The 19,206-nt window shown below is 54.0% G+C and carries 22 protein-coding genes; 7 read left to right on the top strand and 15 right to left on the bottom strand.

The window, feature by feature from the left end; translation table 11 throughout:
• Nucleotides 1-78 precede the first annotated feature (78 nt).
• The 13 genes from ybgF to ACJJI8_RS09695 all read right to left on the bottom strand — a co-directional run bounded on the left by ybgF (nucleotide 79) and on the right by ACJJI8_RS09695 (nucleotide 10,549).
• On the bottom strand, nucleotides 79-918 hold the full coding sequence (ybgF, locus tag ACJJI8_RS09755) for a tol-pal system protein YbgF (RefSeq protein WP_413664416.1): 840 nt from the start codon (nucleotides 916-918) through the stop codon (nucleotides 79-81).
• Between the two features lie 18 nt (nucleotides 919-936).
• Nucleotides 937-1,425 carry an OmpA family protein gene (locus tag ACJJI8_RS09750; protein WP_444934895.1) on the bottom strand — a complete coding sequence of 163 codons (489 nt, stop codon included), beginning with the start codon at nucleotides 1,423-1,425 and terminating at the stop codon, nucleotides 937-939.
• A gap of 99 nt (nucleotides 1,426-1,524) precedes the next feature.
• Nucleotides 1,525-2,820 (bottom strand): Tol-Pal system beta propeller repeat protein TolB, encoded by a 1,296-nt coding sequence (gene tolB, locus ACJJI8_RS09745; protein ID WP_444912140.1) that lies wholly within the window; start codon nucleotides 2,818-2,820, stop codon nucleotides 1,525-1,527.
• Complete coding sequence (gene tolA / locus ACJJI8_RS09740; protein ID WP_444912139.1) at nucleotides 2,817-3,611, bottom strand: cell envelope integrity protein TolA; 795 nt, start codon at nucleotides 3,609-3,611, stop codon at nucleotides 2,817-2,819. The genes tolB and tolA overlap by 4 nt, the downstream gene beginning before the upstream one ends.
• Before the next feature lie 7 nt (nucleotides 3,612-3,618).
• Nucleotides 3,619-4,050 carry a protein TolR gene (tolR, locus tag ACJJI8_RS09735; RefSeq protein ID WP_444892812.1) on the bottom strand — a complete coding sequence of 144 codons (432 nt, stop codon included), beginning with the start codon at nucleotides 4,048-4,050 and terminating at the stop codon, nucleotides 3,619-3,621.
• 20 nt (nucleotides 4,051-4,070) lie between these two features.
• Nucleotides 4,071-4,760 (bottom strand): protein TolQ, encoded by a 690-nt coding sequence (gene tolQ / locus ACJJI8_RS09730; protein ID WP_108731827.1) that lies wholly within the window; start codon nucleotides 4,758-4,760, stop codon nucleotides 4,071-4,073.
• A 4-nt stretch (nucleotides 4,761-4,764) separates the two neighbouring features.
• Entirely contained in the window at nucleotides 4,765-5,169 is a 405-nt protein-coding gene (gene ybgC, locus ACJJI8_RS09725) for a tol-pal system-associated acyl-CoA thioesterase (RefSeq protein ID WP_282934233.1), read from the bottom strand.
• 12 nt (nucleotides 5,170-5,181) lie between these two features.
• Nucleotides 5,182-6,201: a Holliday junction branch migration DNA helicase RuvB gene (gene ruvB, locus ACJJI8_RS09720; RefSeq protein ID WP_413664411.1), complete on the bottom strand. Its 1,020-nt coding sequence runs from the start codon at nucleotides 6,199-6,201 to the stop codon at nucleotides 5,182-5,184.
• Nucleotides 6,202-6,224: 23 nt separating this feature from the next.
• A complete protein-coding gene (gene ruvA, locus ACJJI8_RS09715) occupies nucleotides 6,225-6,836 on the bottom strand; it encodes a Holliday junction branch migration protein RuvA (RefSeq protein ID WP_444934894.1) in 612 nt (203 codons plus the stop codon).
• A gap of 57 nt (nucleotides 6,837-6,893) precedes the next feature.
• Complete coding sequence (ruvC, locus tag ACJJI8_RS09710) at nucleotides 6,894-7,421, bottom strand: crossover junction endodeoxyribonuclease RuvC (RefSeq protein ID WP_444914738.1); 528 nt, start codon at nucleotides 7,419-7,421, stop codon at nucleotides 6,894-6,896.
• Between the two features lie 150 nt (nucleotides 7,422-7,571).
• On the bottom strand, nucleotides 7,572-8,315 hold the full coding sequence (locus tag ACJJI8_RS09705; protein WP_282934236.1) for a YebC/PmpR family DNA-binding transcriptional regulator: 744 nt from the start codon (nucleotides 8,313-8,315) through the stop codon (nucleotides 7,572-7,574).
• A 105-nt stretch (nucleotides 8,316-8,420) separates the two neighbouring features.
• Entirely contained in the window at nucleotides 8,421-10,199 is a 1,779-nt protein-coding gene (aspS, locus tag ACJJI8_RS09700; RefSeq protein ID WP_282934237.1) for an aspartate--tRNA ligase, read from the bottom strand.
• 77 nt (nucleotides 10,200-10,276) lie between these two features.
• A complete protein-coding gene (locus tag ACJJI8_RS09695; protein ID WP_282934238.1) occupies nucleotides 10,277-10,549 on the bottom strand; it encodes an FmdB family zinc ribbon protein in 273 nt (90 codons plus the stop codon).
• A gap of 287 nt (nucleotides 10,550-10,836) precedes the next feature.
• On the opposite strand from ACJJI8_RS09695, the gene ACJJI8_RS09690 reads away from it, so the two are divergent.
• The 5 genes from ACJJI8_RS09690 to ACJJI8_RS09670 all read left to right on the top strand — a co-directional run bounded on the left by ACJJI8_RS09690 (nucleotide 10,837) and on the right by ACJJI8_RS09670 (nucleotide 15,945).
• A complete protein-coding gene (locus ACJJI8_RS09690) occupies nucleotides 10,837-11,235 on the top strand; it encodes an HU family DNA-binding protein (protein WP_282934239.1) in 399 nt (132 codons plus the stop codon).
• A 214-nt stretch (nucleotides 11,236-11,449) separates the two neighbouring features.
• Entirely contained in the window at nucleotides 11,450-13,177 is a 1,728-nt protein-coding gene (locus ACJJI8_RS09685; protein WP_444914739.1) for a proline--tRNA ligase, read from the top strand.
• Nucleotides 13,178-13,298: 121 nt separating this feature from the next.
• Entirely contained in the window at nucleotides 13,299-13,865 is a 567-nt protein-coding gene (locus tag ACJJI8_RS09680; RefSeq protein ID WP_108731817.1) for a lytic transglycosylase domain-containing protein, read from the top strand.
• Between the two features lie 3 nt (nucleotides 13,866-13,868).
• A complete protein-coding gene (locus ACJJI8_RS09675; protein WP_444934893.1) occupies nucleotides 13,869-14,936 on the top strand; it encodes a helix-turn-helix transcriptional regulator in 1,068 nt (355 codons plus the stop codon).
• A gap of 178 nt (nucleotides 14,937-15,114) precedes the next feature.
• The gene (locus ACJJI8_RS09670) at nucleotides 15,115-15,945 is read left to right on the top strand and encodes a sterol desaturase family protein (RefSeq protein WP_413664407.1); all 831 of its coding nucleotides are present in this window, start codon (nucleotides 15,115-15,117) and stop codon (nucleotides 15,943-15,945) included.
• A gap of 68 nt (nucleotides 15,946-16,013) precedes the next feature.
• On the opposite strand, the gene ACJJI8_RS09665 is transcribed toward ACJJI8_RS09670, so the two are convergent.
• A complete protein-coding gene (locus ACJJI8_RS09665; RefSeq protein WP_444934892.1) occupies nucleotides 16,014-16,418 on the bottom strand; it encodes a DUF4345 domain-containing protein in 405 nt (134 codons plus the stop codon).
• A gap of 230 nt (nucleotides 16,419-16,648) precedes the next feature.
• On the opposite strand from ACJJI8_RS09665, the gene ACJJI8_RS09660 reads away from it, so the two are divergent.
• Together ACJJI8_RS09660 and ACJJI8_RS09655 are read left to right on the top strand one after the other, a co-directional pair.
• Nucleotides 16,649-17,506: a peptidylprolyl isomerase gene (locus ACJJI8_RS09660; protein ID WP_444934891.1), complete on the top strand. Its 858-nt coding sequence runs from the start codon at nucleotides 16,649-16,651 to the stop codon at nucleotides 17,504-17,506.
• Nucleotides 17,506-18,555 carry a HupE/UreJ family protein gene (locus ACJJI8_RS09655; RefSeq protein WP_444935163.1) on the top strand — a complete coding sequence of 350 codons (1,050 nt, stop codon included), beginning with the start codon at nucleotides 17,506-17,508 and terminating at the stop codon, nucleotides 18,553-18,555. Before ACJJI8_RS09660 ends, ACJJI8_RS09655 begins: the two co-directional genes overlap by 1 nt.
• A 53-nt stretch (nucleotides 18,556-18,608) precedes the next feature.
• On the opposite strand, the gene ACJJI8_RS09650 is transcribed toward ACJJI8_RS09655, so the two are convergent.
• The gene (locus tag ACJJI8_RS09650) at nucleotides 18,609-19,085 is read right to left on the bottom strand and encodes an Lrp/AsnC family transcriptional regulator (RefSeq protein ID WP_108731811.1); all 477 of its coding nucleotides are present in this window, start codon (nucleotides 19,083-19,085) and stop codon (nucleotides 18,609-18,611) included.
• Nucleotides 19,086-19,206 lie beyond the last annotated feature (121 nt).

Raw genomic sequence — 19,206 nt, 5'->3', positions numbered from 1 at the left:
GCACATGCCACCCGGGCGCGGGATCATAGGCTTTTTCTGCTCAAAAAACCAGCGATGGCAGTCAGTAGCGGCTGAAGGCTACTGGAAGTTCTCCTGCAGATACTTCTTCGCCAGGTTCGATGCTCTGGCATCACTGGCTGCCACCTGCTCCAGCAGGTTGCGGGCTTTTTGCTGGTCGCCCAGCTGGTGATAAACAGTACCCAGCTTGTAGCGGCCATCCCAGACTTTACTGGAATTCGGGTAACCGTCGAGGAGGGCTACGAACCACTCCCGAGCCTCTTCCAGGTTGCCTTGAACCAGTGCAATCTCACCCAGCCAGTAATTCGCATTCGGGGCGTACTGACCATTGGGGAAGTCCTGCAACAGGCTTTTGAACTCTTCACTGGCGCCGCCGTAATCGCCATTGCGGGCCAAGCCAAAGCTGGCCTGGTAGCGGTCGCGCTCGCTCTTTCCGTCTTTCGGGCCCTGGGGTTTAGGCGGCATTGCTGAGCCCCCCTGCCCTTGCATGGACGAAGCACCGCCTTCAGCGGTAGACGGCGGCTGAGCCGCTGGCTCTGTACCACTCAGGCGCGCAATACGCCGGTCCAGATCCATATAATCTTCGGTGCGCTGCTGTTTGAGACGCTTGATCTCATGGCGCAACTCTTCAACTGTGCCACGCAACTCCCGCACTTCCTGCTGCAAAACCTGCATTTGATAGTAGGCTTCGGCCTGGGGGTTGCCCTGGGCTCGGGGTGGTGACATACCGGCGCGGGCGAGCTGTGTCGGAGCACTGCTTTCCACTTCATCGGTATAAGTAATGGTCGACTGGTCCTGGCTCTTAGAAGACAGGTCTACAATCGGGGCCTGGGAAAATACCGGCGATGCCGCAGTCATTACTGCTGCGGCGATCGCTAGTTTTCTAATCGTTAAAGCCATTGGCATCCATTTTTACGATTAGTTAATAACAACGCGACGGTTCATCGCACGGGCAGATTCGTTAGAACCCATTTGAGCCGGACGCTCTTCACCGTAGCTGATTACTTCCAGGTTAGCTGCGTCTACGCCTTGCAGTACCAAAAAGTCGCGAACGGCATTGGCACGACGCTCACCCAGAGCCAGGTTGTACTCGCGAGTACCCAGTTCGTCAGCGTGGCCTTCCAGGCGAACAGAACCGGTGGCAGCGCGCATACGGTCAGCGTGACGGATCAGCAGCTCACGGGTTTCGGGCTTCAGCAGGGACTGGTCGAAATCGAAGTAAACTACGTTTTCCAGAGGTGCTACTGTCTCGGGTTGCGTGGTATCAAAATCGGTGGTTTCAACCGCAGTTTGATCTGCCTGGTCCAGGGTCTCCTGGCTGCCTTCGGTGGTGTCAGTGCTGCTACAACCAGCCATAACTGCCAATACACAGGCTAACCCAAGGCCTGTTTTTACTGATTTCAACATAAGCTACTCCGCTTTATATATAGTGTTATCGAAAATCCTGAAAGATTTCTACTTGCTCTAATTCACACCCTTCGCTTAAGTGCGTCGGGCACCCCCGCCTTATTCAAAGTACGGCGACCAGGCCGGTTCACGAACATCACCCCTCTGAGAGGGCAGGTTGTACTTCACCCCGGCATCCAGCGACACCGCTGCCAGAATACCTTTATCCCCACGTTTGGTAGCGTACATCAACATGGCCCCATTCGGCGCGATACTAGGGGATTCGTCCAGCGTAGTCTCCGTAAGGACACGCACTCTGCCCGAGTTGATATCCATCGTAGCGATGGTAAATACGCCCCTATTACGATGCACCATCACCAGTGTCTTTCCATCGGGAGAAACACGGGGCCGCGCATTGTAATCGCCATCGAAGGTTAAGCGGTCGACTTGACCAGTGGCAAGAGTCAATTGGTAAATTTGTGGCTTCCCTCCCCTATCGGAGGTGAAAACCAGTGATTTACCATCTGGCATCCAGTTCGGCTCAGTATCAATGGAGAAGTGCCTTGTCATTCTTGTCAGTTTATTACTGACCAGATCCAGCACGTAGATCTCCGGGTTGCCGTCCTTGGAGAGCACCATCGCCAGTTTGGTTCCATCCGGGGACCAGGTCGGCGAACTGTTGATGCCCTTGAAGTTAGTTAATTGCTTGCGCGCACCCGTGCGCAGGTTCTCGCGAAAAATTGCCGGGCGCCCGGTTTCAAAGGAGACGTAGGCGAGCTCCTGGCCATTGGGGGACCACATGGGAGACATCACCGGCGCACTGAAACGACGGATCTGCTTGGCGCGAGCACCATCGATATCCGCACGCATCAGCAGATAGCTGGGCTTGCCGCCACGGGTCTCTTCCTGCACGTACACCATTTCCGTGGAGAAGGCACCGCGAATACCGGTGATAGCTTCAAAGATCTCATCGGCGGCGCGGTGGGCGATATCCCGCAGCTGGGTCTGGCCGCCGCGCACTTGCTTGGTGAACATCTTGTGCTGGCCGAAAACATTGACCAGATCAAAAGTGAGCAGGTAACCGGTGGCCTGCGGCTCAATGCGGCCGGTCACTATGTACTCGGTGCCGAGGATACGCCAGTCGCGGAATACCACGTCTTCCGGGGCCTTGGGGAAAGACAGCATGTCCTCCTTGGGCACCGGGGAGAAAAGGCCACTGCGGCGAAGGTCTGAGGAAATAATCCCGGAAACATCTTCCGCCAGTACCCCGCCACCAGACCAGCTGAATGGGGACACAGCGATCGGTGTGGGGTCATCGATACCGCTGGTGATATCCACCACCAGCTGGGCTCGGGCCCCCAGGCTCACCGAGGCGATTGCAATAATGACGACTGTCTTCAGTAAACTCTTGATCATTGGCGCAGATCTTCGACTTTAAAGTTCAAAATAGTTGTGCGGACTTCCCGCTCAAATACCACCGGTTCTTCCCGGGCCAGGTCGGCCACTTCGGGAAATACCTCCACTTTTTTGATAGCGGTCAGTACCGAGCGATCCAGGGCGGCATTACCACTGCCCTCGACGATATTAGCTGCCACCACCCGGCCGGTGGGGACAAAGTTTATTCTCACCTTGGTAAGCATACCGTTTCGGGCACTGGGCGGGCGACTCCATACCGCCTCAATTTGCTGCTGGATCGCCTGGCCAACGGACATCACCGCTTGCTCGGCCTCATTCGCATCCAGCAGTTCCTCTTCATCCTGGAGGGCCTCATCAAAAGAACTCTGGCGCTCTTGGGCCAGCTTCTCCTTCAGCTCTTTTTCTTTGCGCGCCTTCTCTTGCTGCTCTTTCTCGCGACGGGCTTTCTCTGCCTGTGCCTTGCGATCAGCTTCGACTTTCGCTTTGCGTTTCTTTTCCGCCTCGAGCTTTTTCTTCTGCTCCAGGGCCGCGCGGCGCTTACGTTCGACCTCTGCCTTGCGTTTTTGCTCCGCAGCGCGATCGGCACGCTGTTTTATTTTATCGACCTTTTTCGGCAGTTTCTTCTTCGGTGTTGCCGCTTCAATCGTCACCAGCTTAGCCTGCACAAACTTTGGCATCGGTTTGCGCTCAGGCATACTGCTGGCTTCCCAGCCGTAGGTCATGGCAGCTATCAACGCCCCGTGTAACACGAGGCTGATGATGATCGCCAATGCATAAAAGCCTTTATTCACCGGCACCCTACCCCTGAGGTGGCTCTGTCACCAGGCCGACGCTGGGCGCTCCCGCCTGCTGCAGTTCGGTCATGGCATTGACGATCAGGCCATAGCGAGCCTCGGTGTCACCCCACACCAAAACCGGAGTTCCCGGCTTTTGGCGCAACACCTTAGCGACCGTTTGTTTAATTTCTTCGAGCGGCTTGGCGCTCTTCTCGTCAGTCCCCAGATTTAGGTAATAGGTGCCATCGGAGCGCACAGAAATAATCAGCGGCTCCTCATCGGTTTCCTCCATCGGCGCCGAGGGCGCGTTTGGAAGGTCGACTTTGACCCCCTGCATCAACAATGGTGCCGTGACCATGAAGACAATTAGCAGCACCAGCATTACGTCAATGTAGGGCACCACATTGATCTCGGAGACCAGCTTCTTTTTGGTTCCCTTGCGAAACACACTCATAGGGTTCGCCTATTCACTACTCAGCCGGAATGCACTTTGCGGTGCAGGATAGAGGAAAACTCCTCGGCGAAAGTTTCGTAGCTGGACAACAGCGACTCCGCCTTGGCGGAATAGCGGTTAAAAGCCATCACCGCAGGAATTGCTGCAAACAGGCCCATAGCCGTAGCCACCAACGCTTCACTGATACCGGGTGCGACCGTGGCAATAGTGGCCTGGTGCATAGTAGCGAGACCACGGAAAGAATTCATAATCCCCCACACAGTGCCAAACAGGCCGATATAGGGACTGACAGAGCCTACGGTTGCCAGGAACGGCAGGTTCATTTCCACCTTTTCCTGCTCCCGGGACATAGCCACACGCATGGCCCGCTCAGTGCCTTCCATCACCGCTTCAGGGCCGCTGCTGCCCTGTTGGCGCAGGCGGGTAAACTCGGTAAAACCGGCGCGGAAAAGGGACTCAACACCATCGGTTCGGCCTTTTTCCGCTCGTTCGTTACCTTCGCGGAAGAGTTTGTTCAGGTCGGCACCGGACCAAAAGCGGCGTTCGAAATTGTTCAGGGAGCGCTTGGCCTGGGACAGGTAAAGCCCGCGCTGGATAATCATCACCCAGGACACCACAGAGGCCAGTAACAGCAGCAGCATAACTAACTGTACCAACAGGCTGGCGTTCTGGATTAGCCCCCAAAGAGAAAGTTGTTCACCGGCGTTCATCTTCTTAAATAACTGCCTTTAATGCTGAATAAATAGGTTCCGGCAGGGCACAGGGCCTGCGGCTGTCGTCAGCGACACAAGCAACTTTGACCACACCTTCGCAAATTAGCTCATCGCCGCGCCAGATTTTTTGCTCAAAAGTCACTGCGGCCCGCCCCAGTTTGCCAATCGAGGCCGTAGCGCGCAATGCATCATCAAGAAGTGCGGACTTTCGATACTGAATCTCGGCGGAGTGCACCACCAGTAACAGACCCTGTTCTGGCATCGCCGGCTTATCATACCCGAGGGAGCGCAGCAGTTCTGTGCGCGCGCGCTCCATATACTTCAAATAATTGACGTAATAAACGATACCACCTGCGTCGGTATCCTCGATATAAACCCGCAGCGGAATACTGAAAACTTCCTTCACCCCATCCTCTCTCTACTTATTATCTGGCTTCGGCAGGCCGAAGTGCTCGTAGGCCAGGCCGGTCGCCACTCGCCCTCGCGGTGTACGGGCGATATAACCCTGCTGAATCAGGTAGGGCTCTAACACATCTTCCAGAGTATCCCGCTCTTCACTGACTGCTGCAGCGAGACTGTCCACCCCCACCGGCCCACCATCAAACTTCTCGATCATGGCCAATAGCATACGGCGATCCAGCTGGTCGAAACCACGGGAATCCACATTGAGCATATTAAGAGCGGCATCAGCAATACCGGAATCCACGGCACCATCACCTTTAACTTCGGCGTAATCACGCACGCGGCGCAGCAGGCGGTTGGCTATTCGGGGGGTACCCCGAGCTCGACGGGCAACTTCGAGAGCACCACCTTCATCCATCTCCACTCCCATCAGGCCAGCGGAACGACGAACAATACTGGTGAGATCCTCAACGTTATAGAACTCAAGCCGCTGGACAATGCCGAAGCGATCCCGCAGTGGCGAGGTAAGCAGGCCCGCCCTCGTGGTGGCTCCCACCAATGTGAAGGGTGGCAGGTCCAGCTTAATCGAACGCGCCGCAGGTCCTTCGCCGATCATAATATCCAGCTGATAGTCTTCCATCGCCGGATACAGTACCTCTTCCACATGGGGGCTGAGGCGGTGGATCTCATCGATAAAAAGCACATCCCCCGGCTCCAGGTTGGTCATCAACGCAGCCAGATCGCCAGCCTTCTCCAGTACCGGGCCCGAGGTGGTCTTAATGGCCACCCCCATTTCGGCGGCGATGATATTTGCCAGGGTGGTTTTACCCAGCCCCGGCGGGCCGAATACCAGGGTGTGATCCAGGGCCTCTTTGCGCAGCTTGGCAGCCTGAATAAAGATCTCCATTTGCTCCCGCACCACTGGCTGACCCACATAATCATCCAGGGTTTTGGGGCGCACGGCGCGGTCGTACTGCTCTTCCTGGCCCGAGGGGCCCACGGGCTCCGGTGCCACCAAACGGTCGGCTTCGATCATTGCAACAACTCCAGGGCCTCAGATTAAGCGGGGGCCATTCCCTTAAGGGCCAGGCGAATCAAAGTCGCACTATCGGCATCCGGCTGCTCCTTGCTGGCGCGGGCCACCATTTTGCTGGCTTCAGTGGGCTTGTAACCCAGAGCCGCCAGGGCGCTCTCCGCTTCACCGGTGTGGTCCACCTTGGGCTCGGCAGCAGCGGCCATCAGGGGGATATCCTTGGCGTCGCCAAAATCCGGGGTCAATTTATCCCGCAGCTCCACAATCAAGCGCTCGGCAGTCTTTTTACCGACGCCAGGGACTTTGACCAGCGCCGCTACATTATCCTCCGACACACAGCGGGCCAGGGCAGCGCCGTCCAGCCCGGATAAAATAGCCAGGGCCATCTTGGGACCCACTCCACTCACCTTGATCAGGGTGCGAAACAATTTGCGGTCCCCATCGCGAATAAAACCATATAACTGCTGGGCTGTTTCGGATACCGCTAAATGAGTGTGCAGCTGTACCGGCTGCCCCAGTGCGGGCAGTTCAAAAATCGTGGTCATGGGTGCGAGCACTTCATAGCCCACCCCCTGTACATCCACCAACAGCAGAGGTGGCTGCACTGCGGCCAGGGTACCGCTCAATCTTCCAATCATGTGTTATTCCAGGTTTATATTGTCTGCGCCCTTTATGGGGCCAATTCTACCAGCCGATCACACGCTCAGGCGGCCACGACGAAAACGACTGCGCGCACCGCCAGCGGTAAATACCAGGGTTTGTTCGGTATGCATATGACACAGAGCTACGGCAAGTGCATCGGCGGCATCCTCCTGCGGTGATGCAGGTAGGGACAGCAGGGTTTTCACCATATGCTGGACCTGCAATTTATCCGCTCCACCGTTACCGACCACTGCCTGCTTCACTTTGCGAGCTTCATATTCGGCTACTGCCAGACCGCTATTTGTCCCTGCCACAATAGCTGCCCCCCGGGCCTGCCCCAATTTCAGGGCGGAGCCGGCGCTCTTGGACATAAAAACATTTTCAATTGCCATCTGAGCAGGCTGGTATTGCTGGGCGATCTGGCTCACTGCATCAAATATCAGTTTGAGGCGCTCAGGCAGGGGACCTTCGGGAATACGAATCACCCCGCTGGCCACATAGCGAGCCTTGCCCCGCTCCACATCGATAATTCCATAGCCCGTTTTTCGCGAGCCGGGGTCAATACCCAGGATTCGGGTCAAAAGGCAGCTCCCCAAATATCTGTATGTTTATATAGTGGTGGGAGTGTCCCAAGGTGAACAGGAAGCGTCAAGGGAGGGGGAGTAAGAAGGGCTTGAAAAGATAAAAAACCAGAGGCGGGACAGTAGCCGCCTCCAGTTACGGAACCGGCTTTAGCCCAGCTCCTCCATCACCTCTGCCGGAATATCCGCATTGGTGTAAACGTTTTGCACATCATCCAAGTCTTCCAGCATCTCGATCAGAGCGAGTACTTTTTCAGCACCGTCTTTATCCAGCGGAATCGTGGTGGACGGAATCATGGCAATTTCGGCACTGTCCGGGGTAAAACCGGCTGCAACCAGGGCGTCCTTAACCGTCAGGTAGTCCTGGAATTCAGTGGTAACTTCAACACTGCCGTCATCGTTGGATTCGATATCCTCAGCCCCGGCTTCGAGAGCTGCGTCCATCAACGCATCTTCATCCACTCCAGTCTCGTAGAACATCTGACCTTTGCGGGTAAACAGATAGCTAACGGAACCGTCGGTACCCAGGTTGCCACCGCGCTTGGTGAAGGCGTGACGCACTTCAGCCACAGTGCGGTTGCGGTTGTCAGTCAGGCACTCCACCAGGACCGCTACACCACCAACGCCGTAGCCCTCGTAAACTACGGCTTCGTAGTTTTCACCATCCGCATTGCCGGCGCCACGGGCGATAGCTTTATCGATGGTGTCGCGCTTCATATTGGCGCCCAAAGCCTTATCGATAGTGGCGCGCAGCGCCGGGTTATCGTCCGGGTTTGGACCCGATTTGGCGGCTACCGTCAACTCGCGAATGATCTTGGTAAAGACCTTGCCCCGCTTGGCATCCTGAGCTGCTTTGCGGTGCTTAATATTGGCCCATTTACTATGTCCGGCCATTTTCCGTCTCTCTTCAGTCAGTGCGTAGGATGAGCCAAAGAGCGAAGCGAATCGCCCATCACTACGATTGGATGGGCCCGCTTCGCTCGGCCCATCGGGGAAAAATCAGCTGATTTTCTCTTCTTTTTGTCGCAGGCGAATACTCAGCTCACGCAGTTGTTTCGCATCTACAGCACCCGGGGCATCTGTCATCACACAGGCGGCGCTCTGGGTTTTCGGGAAAGCGATAACATCGCGAATAGAGTCACTGCCGGTCATCAACATCACCAGACGATCCAGGCCAAAGGCCAAGCCACCGTGGGGCGGCGCACCGTATTTGAGTGCATCCAGCAGGAAGCCGAACTTCTCGCGCTGCTCTTCAGCATCGATACCCAGGATGCGGAAAACCGCTTCCTGCATCAACTGGTCGTGGATACGAACAGAACCACCGCCCAGCTCGGTGCCGTTAAGCACCATATCGTAAGCGCGGGAAAGTGCTTCAAGCGGATTCTTTTCCAGCTCTTCCGGGGTACAGGAAGGCGCAGTGAAGGGGTGGTGCAACGCAGTCAGGCTGCCGTCGTCATTTTCTTCAAACATCGGGAAGGCGACAACCCACAAAGGCGCCCACTCGCTGGTGTACAGATCCAGGTCTTCACCCAGCTTGCAGCGCAATGCACCCAGAGCTTCAGAGACAATCTTGGCCTTGTCCGAGCCGAAGAAAAGAACATCACCGTCTTCCGCTTGCAGGCGATCGAGAATGGCTGCACGGGTTTCAAGCGGCAGGAATTTAACGATTGGCGACTGCAGACCATTTTCCAGGTCAGAGCGATCGTTAACCTTGATGTACGCCAGGCCCTTGGCGCCATAAATACCGACAAATTTGCCGTAATCGTCCAGCTGCTTGCGGGTCAGTTTCTTACAACCGCCAGGTACTTTAATCGCGGCAACACGTCCCTTCGGATCATTGGCCGGCCCGGAGAATACCTTGAAGTCCACCTCGGTCATCAGGTCCTTGATCTCCACCATCTCCAACGGAATACGCAGGTCCGGCTTGTCGGAACCGTAGCGCAGCATCGCCTGGTAGTGGGTCATGCGCGGGAATTCACCCAGATCAACACCCTTAAGCTCTTTAAACAGCTTGCGAACCATGTTCTCGGTGATCGACATGATTTCCTCTTCATCGAGGAAGGAGGTCTCAATATCGATCTGGGTAAATTCAGGCTGGCGATCAGCGCGTAAATCCTCATCGCGGAAACACTTAGCGATTTGGTAGTAGCGATCGAAACCAGAAACCATCAGCAACTGCTTAAACAGCTGTGGTGACTGTGGCAGAGCGAAGAACTTGCCCTCGTGAGTGCGGCTCGGCACCAGGTAATCCCGGGCACCTTCTGGGGTGGCGCGGGTCAGGATTGGGGTCTCGATATCGAGGAAGCCGTGCTCATCCAGGTAATTGCGGATTGCGGTAGTCAGCTTGGAACGAAAATACAGGTTGTTCTGCATTTCGTTGCGGCGCAGATCCAGATAGCGGTATTTCAAGCGGATATCTTCACCCACTTCGGTGTGCTCATCCAGCTGGAAAGGCACTGTCTCAGCAGTATTGAGGATCTCCAGCTCTGTACCGTAAACCTCAACTTCACCGGTCACCATATTGGGATTCACGGCCTCTGGGGCACGGGCGCGCACACGACCTGTCACTTTAAGCACATATTCGCTGCGCACGCGATCGGCCATCTCGAAGTGTTCGGCCGCATCGGGGTCGAACACCACCTGTACAATTCCCTCGCGGTCGCGCAGGTCGATAAAAATCACTCCGCCGTGATCGCGGCGGCGGTCGACCCAGCCACAGAGGGTTACTACGCGGTCAATGTCCGCAGAACGAAGGACGCCACAGTAATCGCTGCGCATGGATGAAAATTCCCGTTATCGATAGGTGAAAAGATTAGTTAGAGGGTACACCGCACGGACAGCCCCGCACAGCTCGCCTAGGCCGTCTTTGCCGCCGCTGTGCCAGACTTGTCGCTTTTGGCCTTACCACTGTTGGCAGAGTCACCGCCAGCGAGGTTTTTCTTGCTACCAGTTTTAAAATCAGTCTCATACCAACCGGCGCCCTTCAGGCGAAATCCAGCCGCTGAGATTTTCTTGCGCAGCTCGGCCTTCTCGCAAGCTGGGCAGTCTTTGAGCGGGTCATCGCTCATCCGCTGCAAAGCTTCCATTTCATGGCCGCAGGCATTGCACTGGTATTCATATATCGGCATTACACAGTACCTGGTGCTTAAAAAAAGGGGGAGAGAGTATACATGAGGCCTACAGAGGTAAGAAGCTGCACGGGTCTTTTCCCTGGGTAAAGCGTCCCATAAAGGCGACGTGAGGCTAAAAAATGTAAAAAAAGCACTATTTTTCTAGTATTTCTTCGTGCGGCCGAACAAAAACTATATATACTTCCCCCATCACCCGCTGAGACACCCGTAACGGATGCAGCGCAGCGGGAGAAAAAACACACTTTTACCGGATATATACCGAACAACAAAGAAGGAAGTAAGCCATGGCTGTCTCCAAGAAAGCTGCTACTAAAAAGGCCCCGGCAAAGAAAGCTGCGGCCAAAGCTGCACCGGCCAAGAAAGTAAAAGCAATCAAGGAAAAGTACACTAAGACTCAAGTACTTAATCAGATTGCAGAAAGCACTGAGCTGTCCCGCAAGCAGGTTCAATCTGTTCTGGACGAGCTGAACGATATCATCGAAGGCCACATCAAGAAGCGCGCAGTTGGCGAATTCACCCTGCCGGGCCTGATGAAAATCACCACCGTGAAAAAGCCAGCTAAGAAAGCTCGCAAGGGTATCAACCCGTTCACCGGTGAAGAGACTACCTTCAAGGCGAAGCCTGCCAGCATCCAGGTTAAAGTTCGCCCACTGAAGAAGCTGAAGGAAATGGCAGAGAACTAATACACTCTGTAAAGCCTCAGCTTAAAAACCCCGCTTATGCGGGGTTTTTTATTCACTCCCATTCCAAGCCAGTGCCCAGGCACCTGCTAAATAGATACCCCGGTATAGCAAAAGGCAATCCGCTTTGAGGCAATACTGCCCCCAGGCAATATTTATTGCCCAGCGAATAGCGTAAAATAGCCAGCTTACCCGTAATAGAATCCATATAATTCCTATGCGCGCATCTCGTTATCTCATCGCAACCCAAAAAGAAACTCCCAACGACGCAGTGGTGATCAGCCATCAGCTGATGCTGCGTGCCGGCATGATCCGCCGTCTGTCTTCAGGTCTCTACACCTGGCTGCCCACCGGGTTGCGGGTGTTGCGCAAAGTCGAGCGCATTGTTCGCGAAGAGATGGACCGCGCTGGCTCCCTGGAAGTACTGATGCCGGTCGTGCAGCCGGCAGAGCTTTGGGAAGAGTCCGGCCGCTGGCAGCAGTACGGCCCCGAACTCCTGCGCATCAAGGATCGCCACAACAATGACTTCTGCCTGGGCCCGACCCACGAGGAAGTCATCACCGATCTGATCCGCAGTGAAATCAATAGCTATAAGCAGTTGCCCGCCAATTTCTACCAGGTGCAGACTAAATTCCGCGATGAAATCCGTCCGCGCTTTGGCGTAATGCGCGCGCGCGAATTCACCATGAAGGATGCTTACTCCTTCCACGTGAACGAGGATTCCCTGCAGGAAACCTACGATATTATGCACGGCGCCTACTGCCAGATTTTTGAGCGCATTGGCCTGGACTACCGTCCAGTGCTGGCAGACACCGGTTCAATCGGTGGTTCCAGCTCTCACGAATTCCACGTGCTGGCGCAGAGCGGCGAAGACGATATCGCCTTCTCCACAGAATCCCGCTACGCCGCCAATGTCGAATTGGCAGAAGCGGTTGCCCCAGCTGGCGAGCGCCCTGCTCCGTCGCAGGAAATGCAGGAAGTTCATACGCCGAACCAAAAAACCATCGCCGATGTCAGCGAGTTTTTGAAAAGTGATCCCGCCCACTCAGTAAAAACCCTGATTGTTCTGGGCGAGTGCGAAGAGGGTGAAACCGCTCCATTAATTGCCCTGGTACTGCGTGGCGATCACGAGCTGAACGAATTAAAAGCAGAGAAGCTGGCTGGAATCGCCAGCCCTATTCAGTTCGCCTCGGAAGAGCGCATCGCCGAAGAACTCAGTTGCAACATTGGCTCCCTGGGCCCGGTGGGCATAAAGATCGAGACTGTTGTGGATCGCTCTGCAGCGCACCTGGCAGACTTTATCTGCGGCGCCAATCGCGATGACTACCACTTAACCGGTGTGAACTGGGGTCGCGATGTGGAGTTGGGCCGCGTCGAAGACCTGCGCAATGTAGTGGCAGGCGACGCCAGTCCCGATGGCCAGGGCACCCTGGAAATCAAACGGGGCATCGAGGTCGGCCACATTTTCCAGTTAGGCGACAAATACAGCCGCGCTATGAATGCCACAGTACTGGATGAAAACGGTAAAGAGCAGGTTATGTCCATGGGCTGCTATGGCATCGGCGTTTCCCGTATCGTTGCTGCGGCCATTGAGCAGAACCACGACGACTCAGGGATTATCTGGCCCACTGCGATTGCACCTTTCCAGCTGGCGATTGTGCCAATCAATATGCACAAGAGCGATGTGGTAAGGGAAAAGTGCGAGCACCTGTATGAGTCCCTGCGCAGCAAGGGTATTGATGTATTGCTGATGGACGAAGCCAAAGCGCGACTGGGTGCTATGCTCGCCGATGTGGAGCTGATCGGTATTCCCCACCGCATTGTTATCGGCGATCGCGGCCTGGAAAAAGGTGTGGTGGAATATAAAGGTCGTGGAGATGCGGAAAGCCAGGAGTTTGCCGTATCCCAGCTCGAAGAAGTGTTATTGGAAAAATTTAATCAATAATTGTCGAGCCGCCCGGCCTGCCCCCAAGCAGGCCGGGACCTCTTACGGCAAAAGTGCTTTTTATCGGCGGCGTCACAAAATCACGCTGCCCATTTTGCCGGGCTTTTCGTAGAATCACCCCATGATAAAAAAAGCCACCGCCCTCTTGTTGCTCTGCCTTACCTGCTGTGCCGCCCAGGCTCAAAGCAGTAGAGCCGAGATCGACCCGGAGTTGCGCCTCGCCCTGCAGGACGCAGTTACCCAGGCCGACAGCTTTGTGGACCGCTTCGATGCGGAAGTGTGGCTAATGTCTAAATCCCAGCCTCTGTCCCGCTATATCAAAGATCCCAAGCGGCGGATGCACGTACTGAAAGCTGTCCACCGGGAGGCAACTCGGGCCGGGCTACGCCCGGAAATCGTATTGGCGGTTATCCAGATTGAGAGTGCTTTCGACCCCTATGCGATATCCCGCGTTGGCGCTCTGGGTATGATGCAGGTAATGCCATTCTGGAAAAATGAAATCGGTCGACCCGACGATAACCTGATCGATATGGACACCAATCTAAGGTACGGCTGTACCATTCTTAAACACTACATCAAGAAAGCCAAAGGCAATCTAGCCAACGCCCTCGCCTATTACAATGGTAGCTACGGCCGCCATACTTATAGCAGCAAGGTCTTGGATGCCTGGGCCGAGCGCTGGAGATAAACGATGACCGCCGGCTACTTATTTTTCTCCGGCGGTGCATGCGCTCTTCTTTTATTGGCAGCAACCAAGGTTGCTATACATCACTACCGGCTTGTTGCCGGGCGCTGCTTGCTGGCCCTACTTATAGCCGTGATCTGCTATTTACTCTGGCCCATCCTGCCACAGTTAAGTGGACCTACTGCGCTCTTGCTTAACCTGCCAATTACTCTGATTCCCGCAATTTTTTGGCTGTTTACTCACCTGTTATGCCGCGAGGAAGAACCTTTTCCCCTGTGGGGCTGGATTCCGATTGGTATTACCCTGGTCATCGGCATAGTCGCCTACCACGCACCCTTGCCATTGACGTCAGATCAGCAATCCCCACTATTTACCCTTTCGCAGCTACTCAAACTCGGTTTAATCAGCCTCGGCCTACTGACACTACAACGACAGTTTCACCTGGACTTGGTCGCAGAGCGCCGACGCCTGCGCACAACCCTACTTATCGCCGTCGGCGCCTATATGCTGGTAGTAATTGGCGCAGAATCTATCTTTGCTTACCGCCCGCTTCCCAACGGTGTACCGACACTGCACGCACTATTTGCCAGCCTGTTGTCACTGGTTGCCTGCCTATGGTTGCTGGCCCTTTCCCCCAGCGCTCTGGGAGAATCCCTGCCGCGCCCGAAGAGGAGCGAGCCAGAGGAGGAAGAACAGCCTTTAGCTCCGCCACCTGAACTGGATGAACAACAGCAAACCCAGCTGCAAAAATTACAGGAATATATGCACAACGGTGGTTATCGCCATACCGGACTCACCATCAGGGAGCTCGCGGAGCAGTTGGATATTCGCGAACATGTGCTGCGTGTGCTGATTAATCGCCATCTGGGTTATCGCAATTTTAACGAATACCTAAATCAGTTTCGTATTGATGAAGCCAGCAACCGGTTGGCAGATCCGGAACAGGCCCATTTGCCAGTACTCACCATTGCTCTGGACATCGGCTATCGCTCCTTGAGCCCATTTAACGCTGCTTTCAAGCGCCGTCACAGCCAAACCCCCACTGAGTACCGCCGGGAAAAGCTGCCCGCCTGAATCTCCTCTCCTGAAAGAATCCGTCAGCATTTTTTCATATTCCGTAAGCCCGCAAAGTAAAAGGCTCCCAGACTGGGAGCGCGGTGAAAGCGATTTTCCCGCTGCGTGCCCGGCTCACCGAGACCCGATTTAACACCGGTGAGTCTCCCTTCAATAGAAGAATAATGATGGTGAGAATATGGATTTTTTAGTCGACATATCCCAGGACGGAGCCAAACATTTCCAGTTGAGTTTATTTCGCTATGTGCTGGCCGCTTCAGTAATGAGTATTTTGGCCGGCTGGCTGTTTCGCACCTGGATGAACCGGCGCCGTATCCAAAAGCGTCGTGCCGAGTGGAAAGATATTCGGCGGGAGGTGAGTTATTCACTATTAACGGTGTGTATCTTTACCCTGGTAGGGATTATTACCACTATGATGCACGATCTGGGACTGACCAAATTTTACTGGCAGTGGAGCGATTATCCACTCTGGTGGAGTATTGCCAGCCTGCCAGTAGTGATTTTGATCCACGACGCTTATTTTTACTGGACCCACCGAGGTATGCACCATCCCAAGGTGTTTAAACACTTCCACCGCCTACACCATCAGTCCAGAACACCCACGCCCTGGACGGCATACAGTTTTTCCGTAGGTGAAGCGGTCCTGATGGGCGCTTTCTCTCCCCTGATAGCCCTGATACTGCCACTTAATCCAACTATTTGGTTCACCTTTTTATTTATCAGCATCTTCCGCAACGCCATGCTGCACACTGGCCGCGAGTTCCACCCCCGCAGCTGGGTCGACGGCCCTATGGACAGGCTCACCACCACGACTCACCACGACTTGCACCACCAGCGCTTCCAGGGTAACTACGGCTTTTACTTCACTTGGTGGGATCGCTGGATGGGCACAGAATTTAAGGACTACAAGCAAGTCTTCCGGCAAGCAGTGGATGGGCAATTACACGGGGGAGAAAAAGAGGTGGAAATAGACAACAGCGCAGCAGAAGGCGCAAAAGCTCACGCTTAACCCACTCAAATTACTTAAATGGGTGCCGGGGTTCCCCCGGCTCCTTTCTACTAGCCGTAATAACGGTGTTAATGGCCATGCTGCAAAGGCAACCAGCGGGATTCTCGGTAACAGTAAAGTCCCCAGATCACAAAGACGACTTCGATAGCAAAAAGCACTAAATTGCGCTGGTCAAAACCACTGATAAATAACATTCCGTAGAGGCGCCCAAGAGCGAAGCCGATATAGGCGATAGACAGCGCAGCGTAAGCAACCCTGCGGTGCGGGCGCATAGCCAAAGCCACCAGCAGAATCACCGCGATAGCCAACATAAACCCGCCATAAGTGGCCATAAACTCGGGCATGGCTTCGGGGGTATCAAATGAAAAATCCACTTCATCCGCTAGGCTCTGCGGTTTAAACAGGGCCCAGAGGCCGATAGAAGCAAAAACCAATAGATTGAGTGTCAAATAGACTCTTCCCAAATATTTCAATCGATTCTCCCCTCTAATTTCTGTTACTCACCCCTAAACAAGGGGAACACCGCTTTGGAGTACTGTCACAGTATATATGAGCCACACCCCGCCATACGCCGGAACAATTCACCAATTTGGTACAAAGCGATGGATTTATCAATATTTTCTTACTGGCAAACTGAGAATGTCTTTCCATAATTAGAATCCACAGCGCAACTCCGACCCACTCCAAAATAAGGGCCGCGCTTTTGAATACCACTACCTTCCTCAAGTCATTGGCGAAAGAGCCCCTGCTGTATTTTATTGCGATCGCCCTAATCCTATTGGGATTGGGAGAAATCCTGGAACCGCCTGCACAAGAGATTGTTATCAGCGAGGGGCGCGTCGAACATCTACGTTCGGTGTTTGAGCGCAAGTGGCACAGGTACCCCACTGATAGCGAGCTGGAGCAACTTATTGAGAATTACCTAAGAGAGGAAATACTTTACAGGGAAGCGCTTGCCCTGGGATTAGCCGAGAACGATACGGTAATCCGCCGCCGCCTACGAATGAAAATGGAACTTACGGCGCGTAATTTCGCTGACACTCAAGACCCAGGCGATCGCGTATTGGAGAAATTCCTTCAAGGTCAGGCTGATAAATACTGGGTCCCCCCCACCCTATCTTTCCAACAACGATTTTTCTCAGTGGATCTGGCCTCATCAGATTCACGTGATTTTAACGACTTACTCATGCAGCTAAACAGCGGTCAGGCTTCACCAATGATTGGAGACTCAACCCTACTGCCAGCTGCTTTTATCGACACTTCAGAGCCACGAATAGACAGGCAATTTGGGCTGGGATTTTCCGCTCAATTGTCCAAGTTGCCTATTGGCAAGTGGAGTGGTCCAGTCCGCTCGACCTTCGGCGATCACTTGGTCCTCCTTGAGGAAATCAAGTCCACCCAGCTACCGGCATTGGCTGAAATACGCAGCCGCGTACTAAATGATTGGCAATTCCAGACGCAAAAGAAGATTCTGCAGGAACAGTATCTCCAGTACCGTAAAAACTACGAGGTCACTGTCCACAAGCCGGATAACCTCTCAGCCGAGGTTGCCGTCAAGTGATGCACATACGGCCACTCCTGTTCATTCTGCTCCTCAGCTTTACTCCAATACTATCTGCCCACGAACTGCGCCCGGCTTACCTGGGCATTACTCAAGTTGATGCGCAATTATTTAAAGTACTTTGGCGATTGCCCGCACAAGGCGATCTTCGCCTCGCTCTGAATGTCCATTTGAACCAAGCTGCCTCTCCCCTAAGCCAACCCAGAGCGCAAATAAGTAAGGGCTACTACACAGAGCACTGGACCTTCCATCACCCCGGGGAGCTACAACAGCTGTCGATTCATATCGATGGCCTACAGAGCACTATGACCGATGCGCTAGTGCGGATCTCCTGGTTAGATGGGCGTGAACAAGTTATCCGACTGACACCAGACCAGCCAGAATGGACCCTTGACCAACCCGCCAGCGAGTTCCAAGTCGCCCAAACTTACTTTGTGCTGGGCGTTGAACATATTCTTCTCGGTGTCGATCACTTGCTGTTCGTTTTGGCCCTGATCTTACTCAAACAAAGCCTTCGCCAGCTGATCGGCACTATCACTGCTTTCACTATCGCCCACAGTATTACCTTGGCAGCTGCCGTACTGGGCTATATCCATCTGCCATCAGCGCCAGTGGAGGCGATTATCGCCCTCAGTATTTTACTGGCAGCCAGAGAGGCTGTACGCCAGAGGCATGGTGTTTTTAGTTTGACCAGTCGCTACCCATGGGCAATTGCCTTTGCTTTTGGACTTTTACACGGTTTGGGTTTTGCCGGTGTACTGGGGGAAATTGGACTTCCCCTGGGGGCTATTCCCCAGGCATTACTGACTTTTAATCTCGGTGTGGAAGTGGGGCAATTAGTATTTATCACTGCTGTTCTTACAGCAATCAACTTGTATCAAAAGCTCCTTAAACTCTGGCTAGGGTATGCCATTCGGAATCGCGAACAATACTCTTTCGGGGAGGGTGGAGGTATCGGAATACCAGTCGCTACGGTGGTCGCGTATACGCTGGGGGGCATTGCCTGCTATTGGGTGATTGAGCGCAGCCTGCTTATTGTTTTCCCATAACAGAGAACATTAACCGGCGCCCTGCAAATCACGGGCACCGGTTAATTTAAGGCTCAGTCCTGAAACAAGAGTTCCAGTGGGTAGCCGGTAAAAGGCTTGGTTTTCTCAATCACCAAATGAGAAGTCATACGGGAAATCGCCGCCTCTTCATTGGCCAACAACTGCTCTGAGACTCGATTAAAATCTGCTGCGTCCGGGCAGACGAAATGCAGCATATAGTCGAATTCACCAGACATTTTCACACAGGAAACAATCTGTGGAATATCGCTAATAATGCGGCGAAAGTTCTCACTGGTACGGGCATCCTGCCGCTTAAGCGCAACGTTTACATAAAACTCTGCATGCCGAACTTTATCCAGGTTTATCTCGGCAAAGAACTCGCGGATATAGCGCTCACTGGTCAGGCGTTTAACCCGGGCCAGGCAAGCACTTTCCGATAATCCAATTTTTTCACTCAAATTCAGGTTACTTGTACGTGCGTTTGATTGCAGGGCCTGCAAAATACGCAAATTATGCCGGTCAATTTTCACGGAGCTATTTTCTTTTGAATCTGAAAGGGGGCAAGGATAGCGGTATTCGCCGGTGGCATAAACATTACAGCCACCGGCATGGGAAACTTGTCATCACTTCAAAGGCGAATTTGGCGACAAC

The sequence above is a fragment of the Microbulbifer maximicatervae (SeqCode) genome (genome assembly GCF_052467695.1).
This window is presented reverse-complemented; position numbering and strand designations above follow the sequence as displayed.

Bases quoted from the DNA above. Each gene is read 5' to 3' on its own strand.
- ybgF (WP_413664416.1), bottom strand. From the start codon at position 918: ATGGCTTTAACGATTAGAAAACTAGCGATCGCCGCAGCAGTAATGACT.
- ACJJI8_RS09750 (WP_444934895.1), bottom strand. From the start codon at position 1,425: ATGTTGAAATCAGTAAAAACAGGCCTTGGGTTAGCCTGTGTATTGGCA.
- tolB (WP_444912140.1), bottom strand. From the start codon at position 2,820: ATGATCAAGAGTTTACTGAAGACAGTCGTCATTATTGCAATCGCCTCG.
- tolR (WP_444892812.1), bottom strand. From the start codon at position 4,050: ATGAGTGTGTTTCGCAAGGGAACCAAAAAGAAGCTGGTCTCCGAGATC.
- tolQ (WP_108731827.1), bottom strand. From the start codon at position 4,760: ATGAACGCCGGTGAACAACTTTCTCTTTGGGGGCTAATCCAGAACGCC.
- ruvB (WP_413664411.1), bottom strand. From the start codon at position 6,201: ATGATCGAAGCCGACCGTTTGGTGGCACCGGAGCCCGTGGGCCCCTCG.
- ruvA (WP_444934894.1), bottom strand. From the start codon at position 6,836: ATGATTGGAAGATTGAGCGGTACCCTGGCCGCAGTGCAGCCACCTCTG.
- ACJJI8_RS09705 (WP_282934236.1), bottom strand. From the start codon at position 8,315: ATGGCCGGACATAGTAAATGGGCCAATATTAAGCACCGCAAAGCAGCT.
- aspS (WP_282934237.1), bottom strand. From the start codon at position 10,199: ATGCGCAGCGATTACTGTGGCGTCCTTCGTTCTGCGGACATTGACCGC.
- ACJJI8_RS09695 (WP_282934238.1), bottom strand. From the start codon at position 10,549: ATGCCGATATATGAATACCAGTGCAATGCCTGCGGCCATGAAATGGAA.
- ACJJI8_RS09690 (WP_282934239.1), top strand. From the start codon at position 10,837: ATGGCTGTCTCCAAGAAAGCTGCTACTAAAAAGGCCCCGGCAAAGAAA.
- ACJJI8_RS09685 (WP_444914739.1), top strand. From the start codon at position 11,450: ATGCGCGCATCTCGTTATCTCATCGCAACCCAAAAAGAAACTCCCAAC.
- ACJJI8_RS09680 (WP_108731817.1), top strand. From the start codon at position 13,299: ATGATAAAAAAAGCCACCGCCCTCTTGTTGCTCTGCCTTACCTGCTGT.
- ACJJI8_RS09675 (WP_444934893.1), top strand. From the start codon at position 13,869: ATGACCGCCGGCTACTTATTTTTCTCCGGCGGTGCATGCGCTCTTCTT.
- ACJJI8_RS09670 (WP_413664407.1), top strand. From the start codon at position 15,115: ATGGATTTTTTAGTCGACATATCCCAGGACGGAGCCAAACATTTCCAG.
- ACJJI8_RS09655 (WP_444935163.1), top strand. From the start codon at position 17,506: ATGCACATACGGCCACTCCTGTTCATTCTGCTCCTCAGCTTTACTCCA.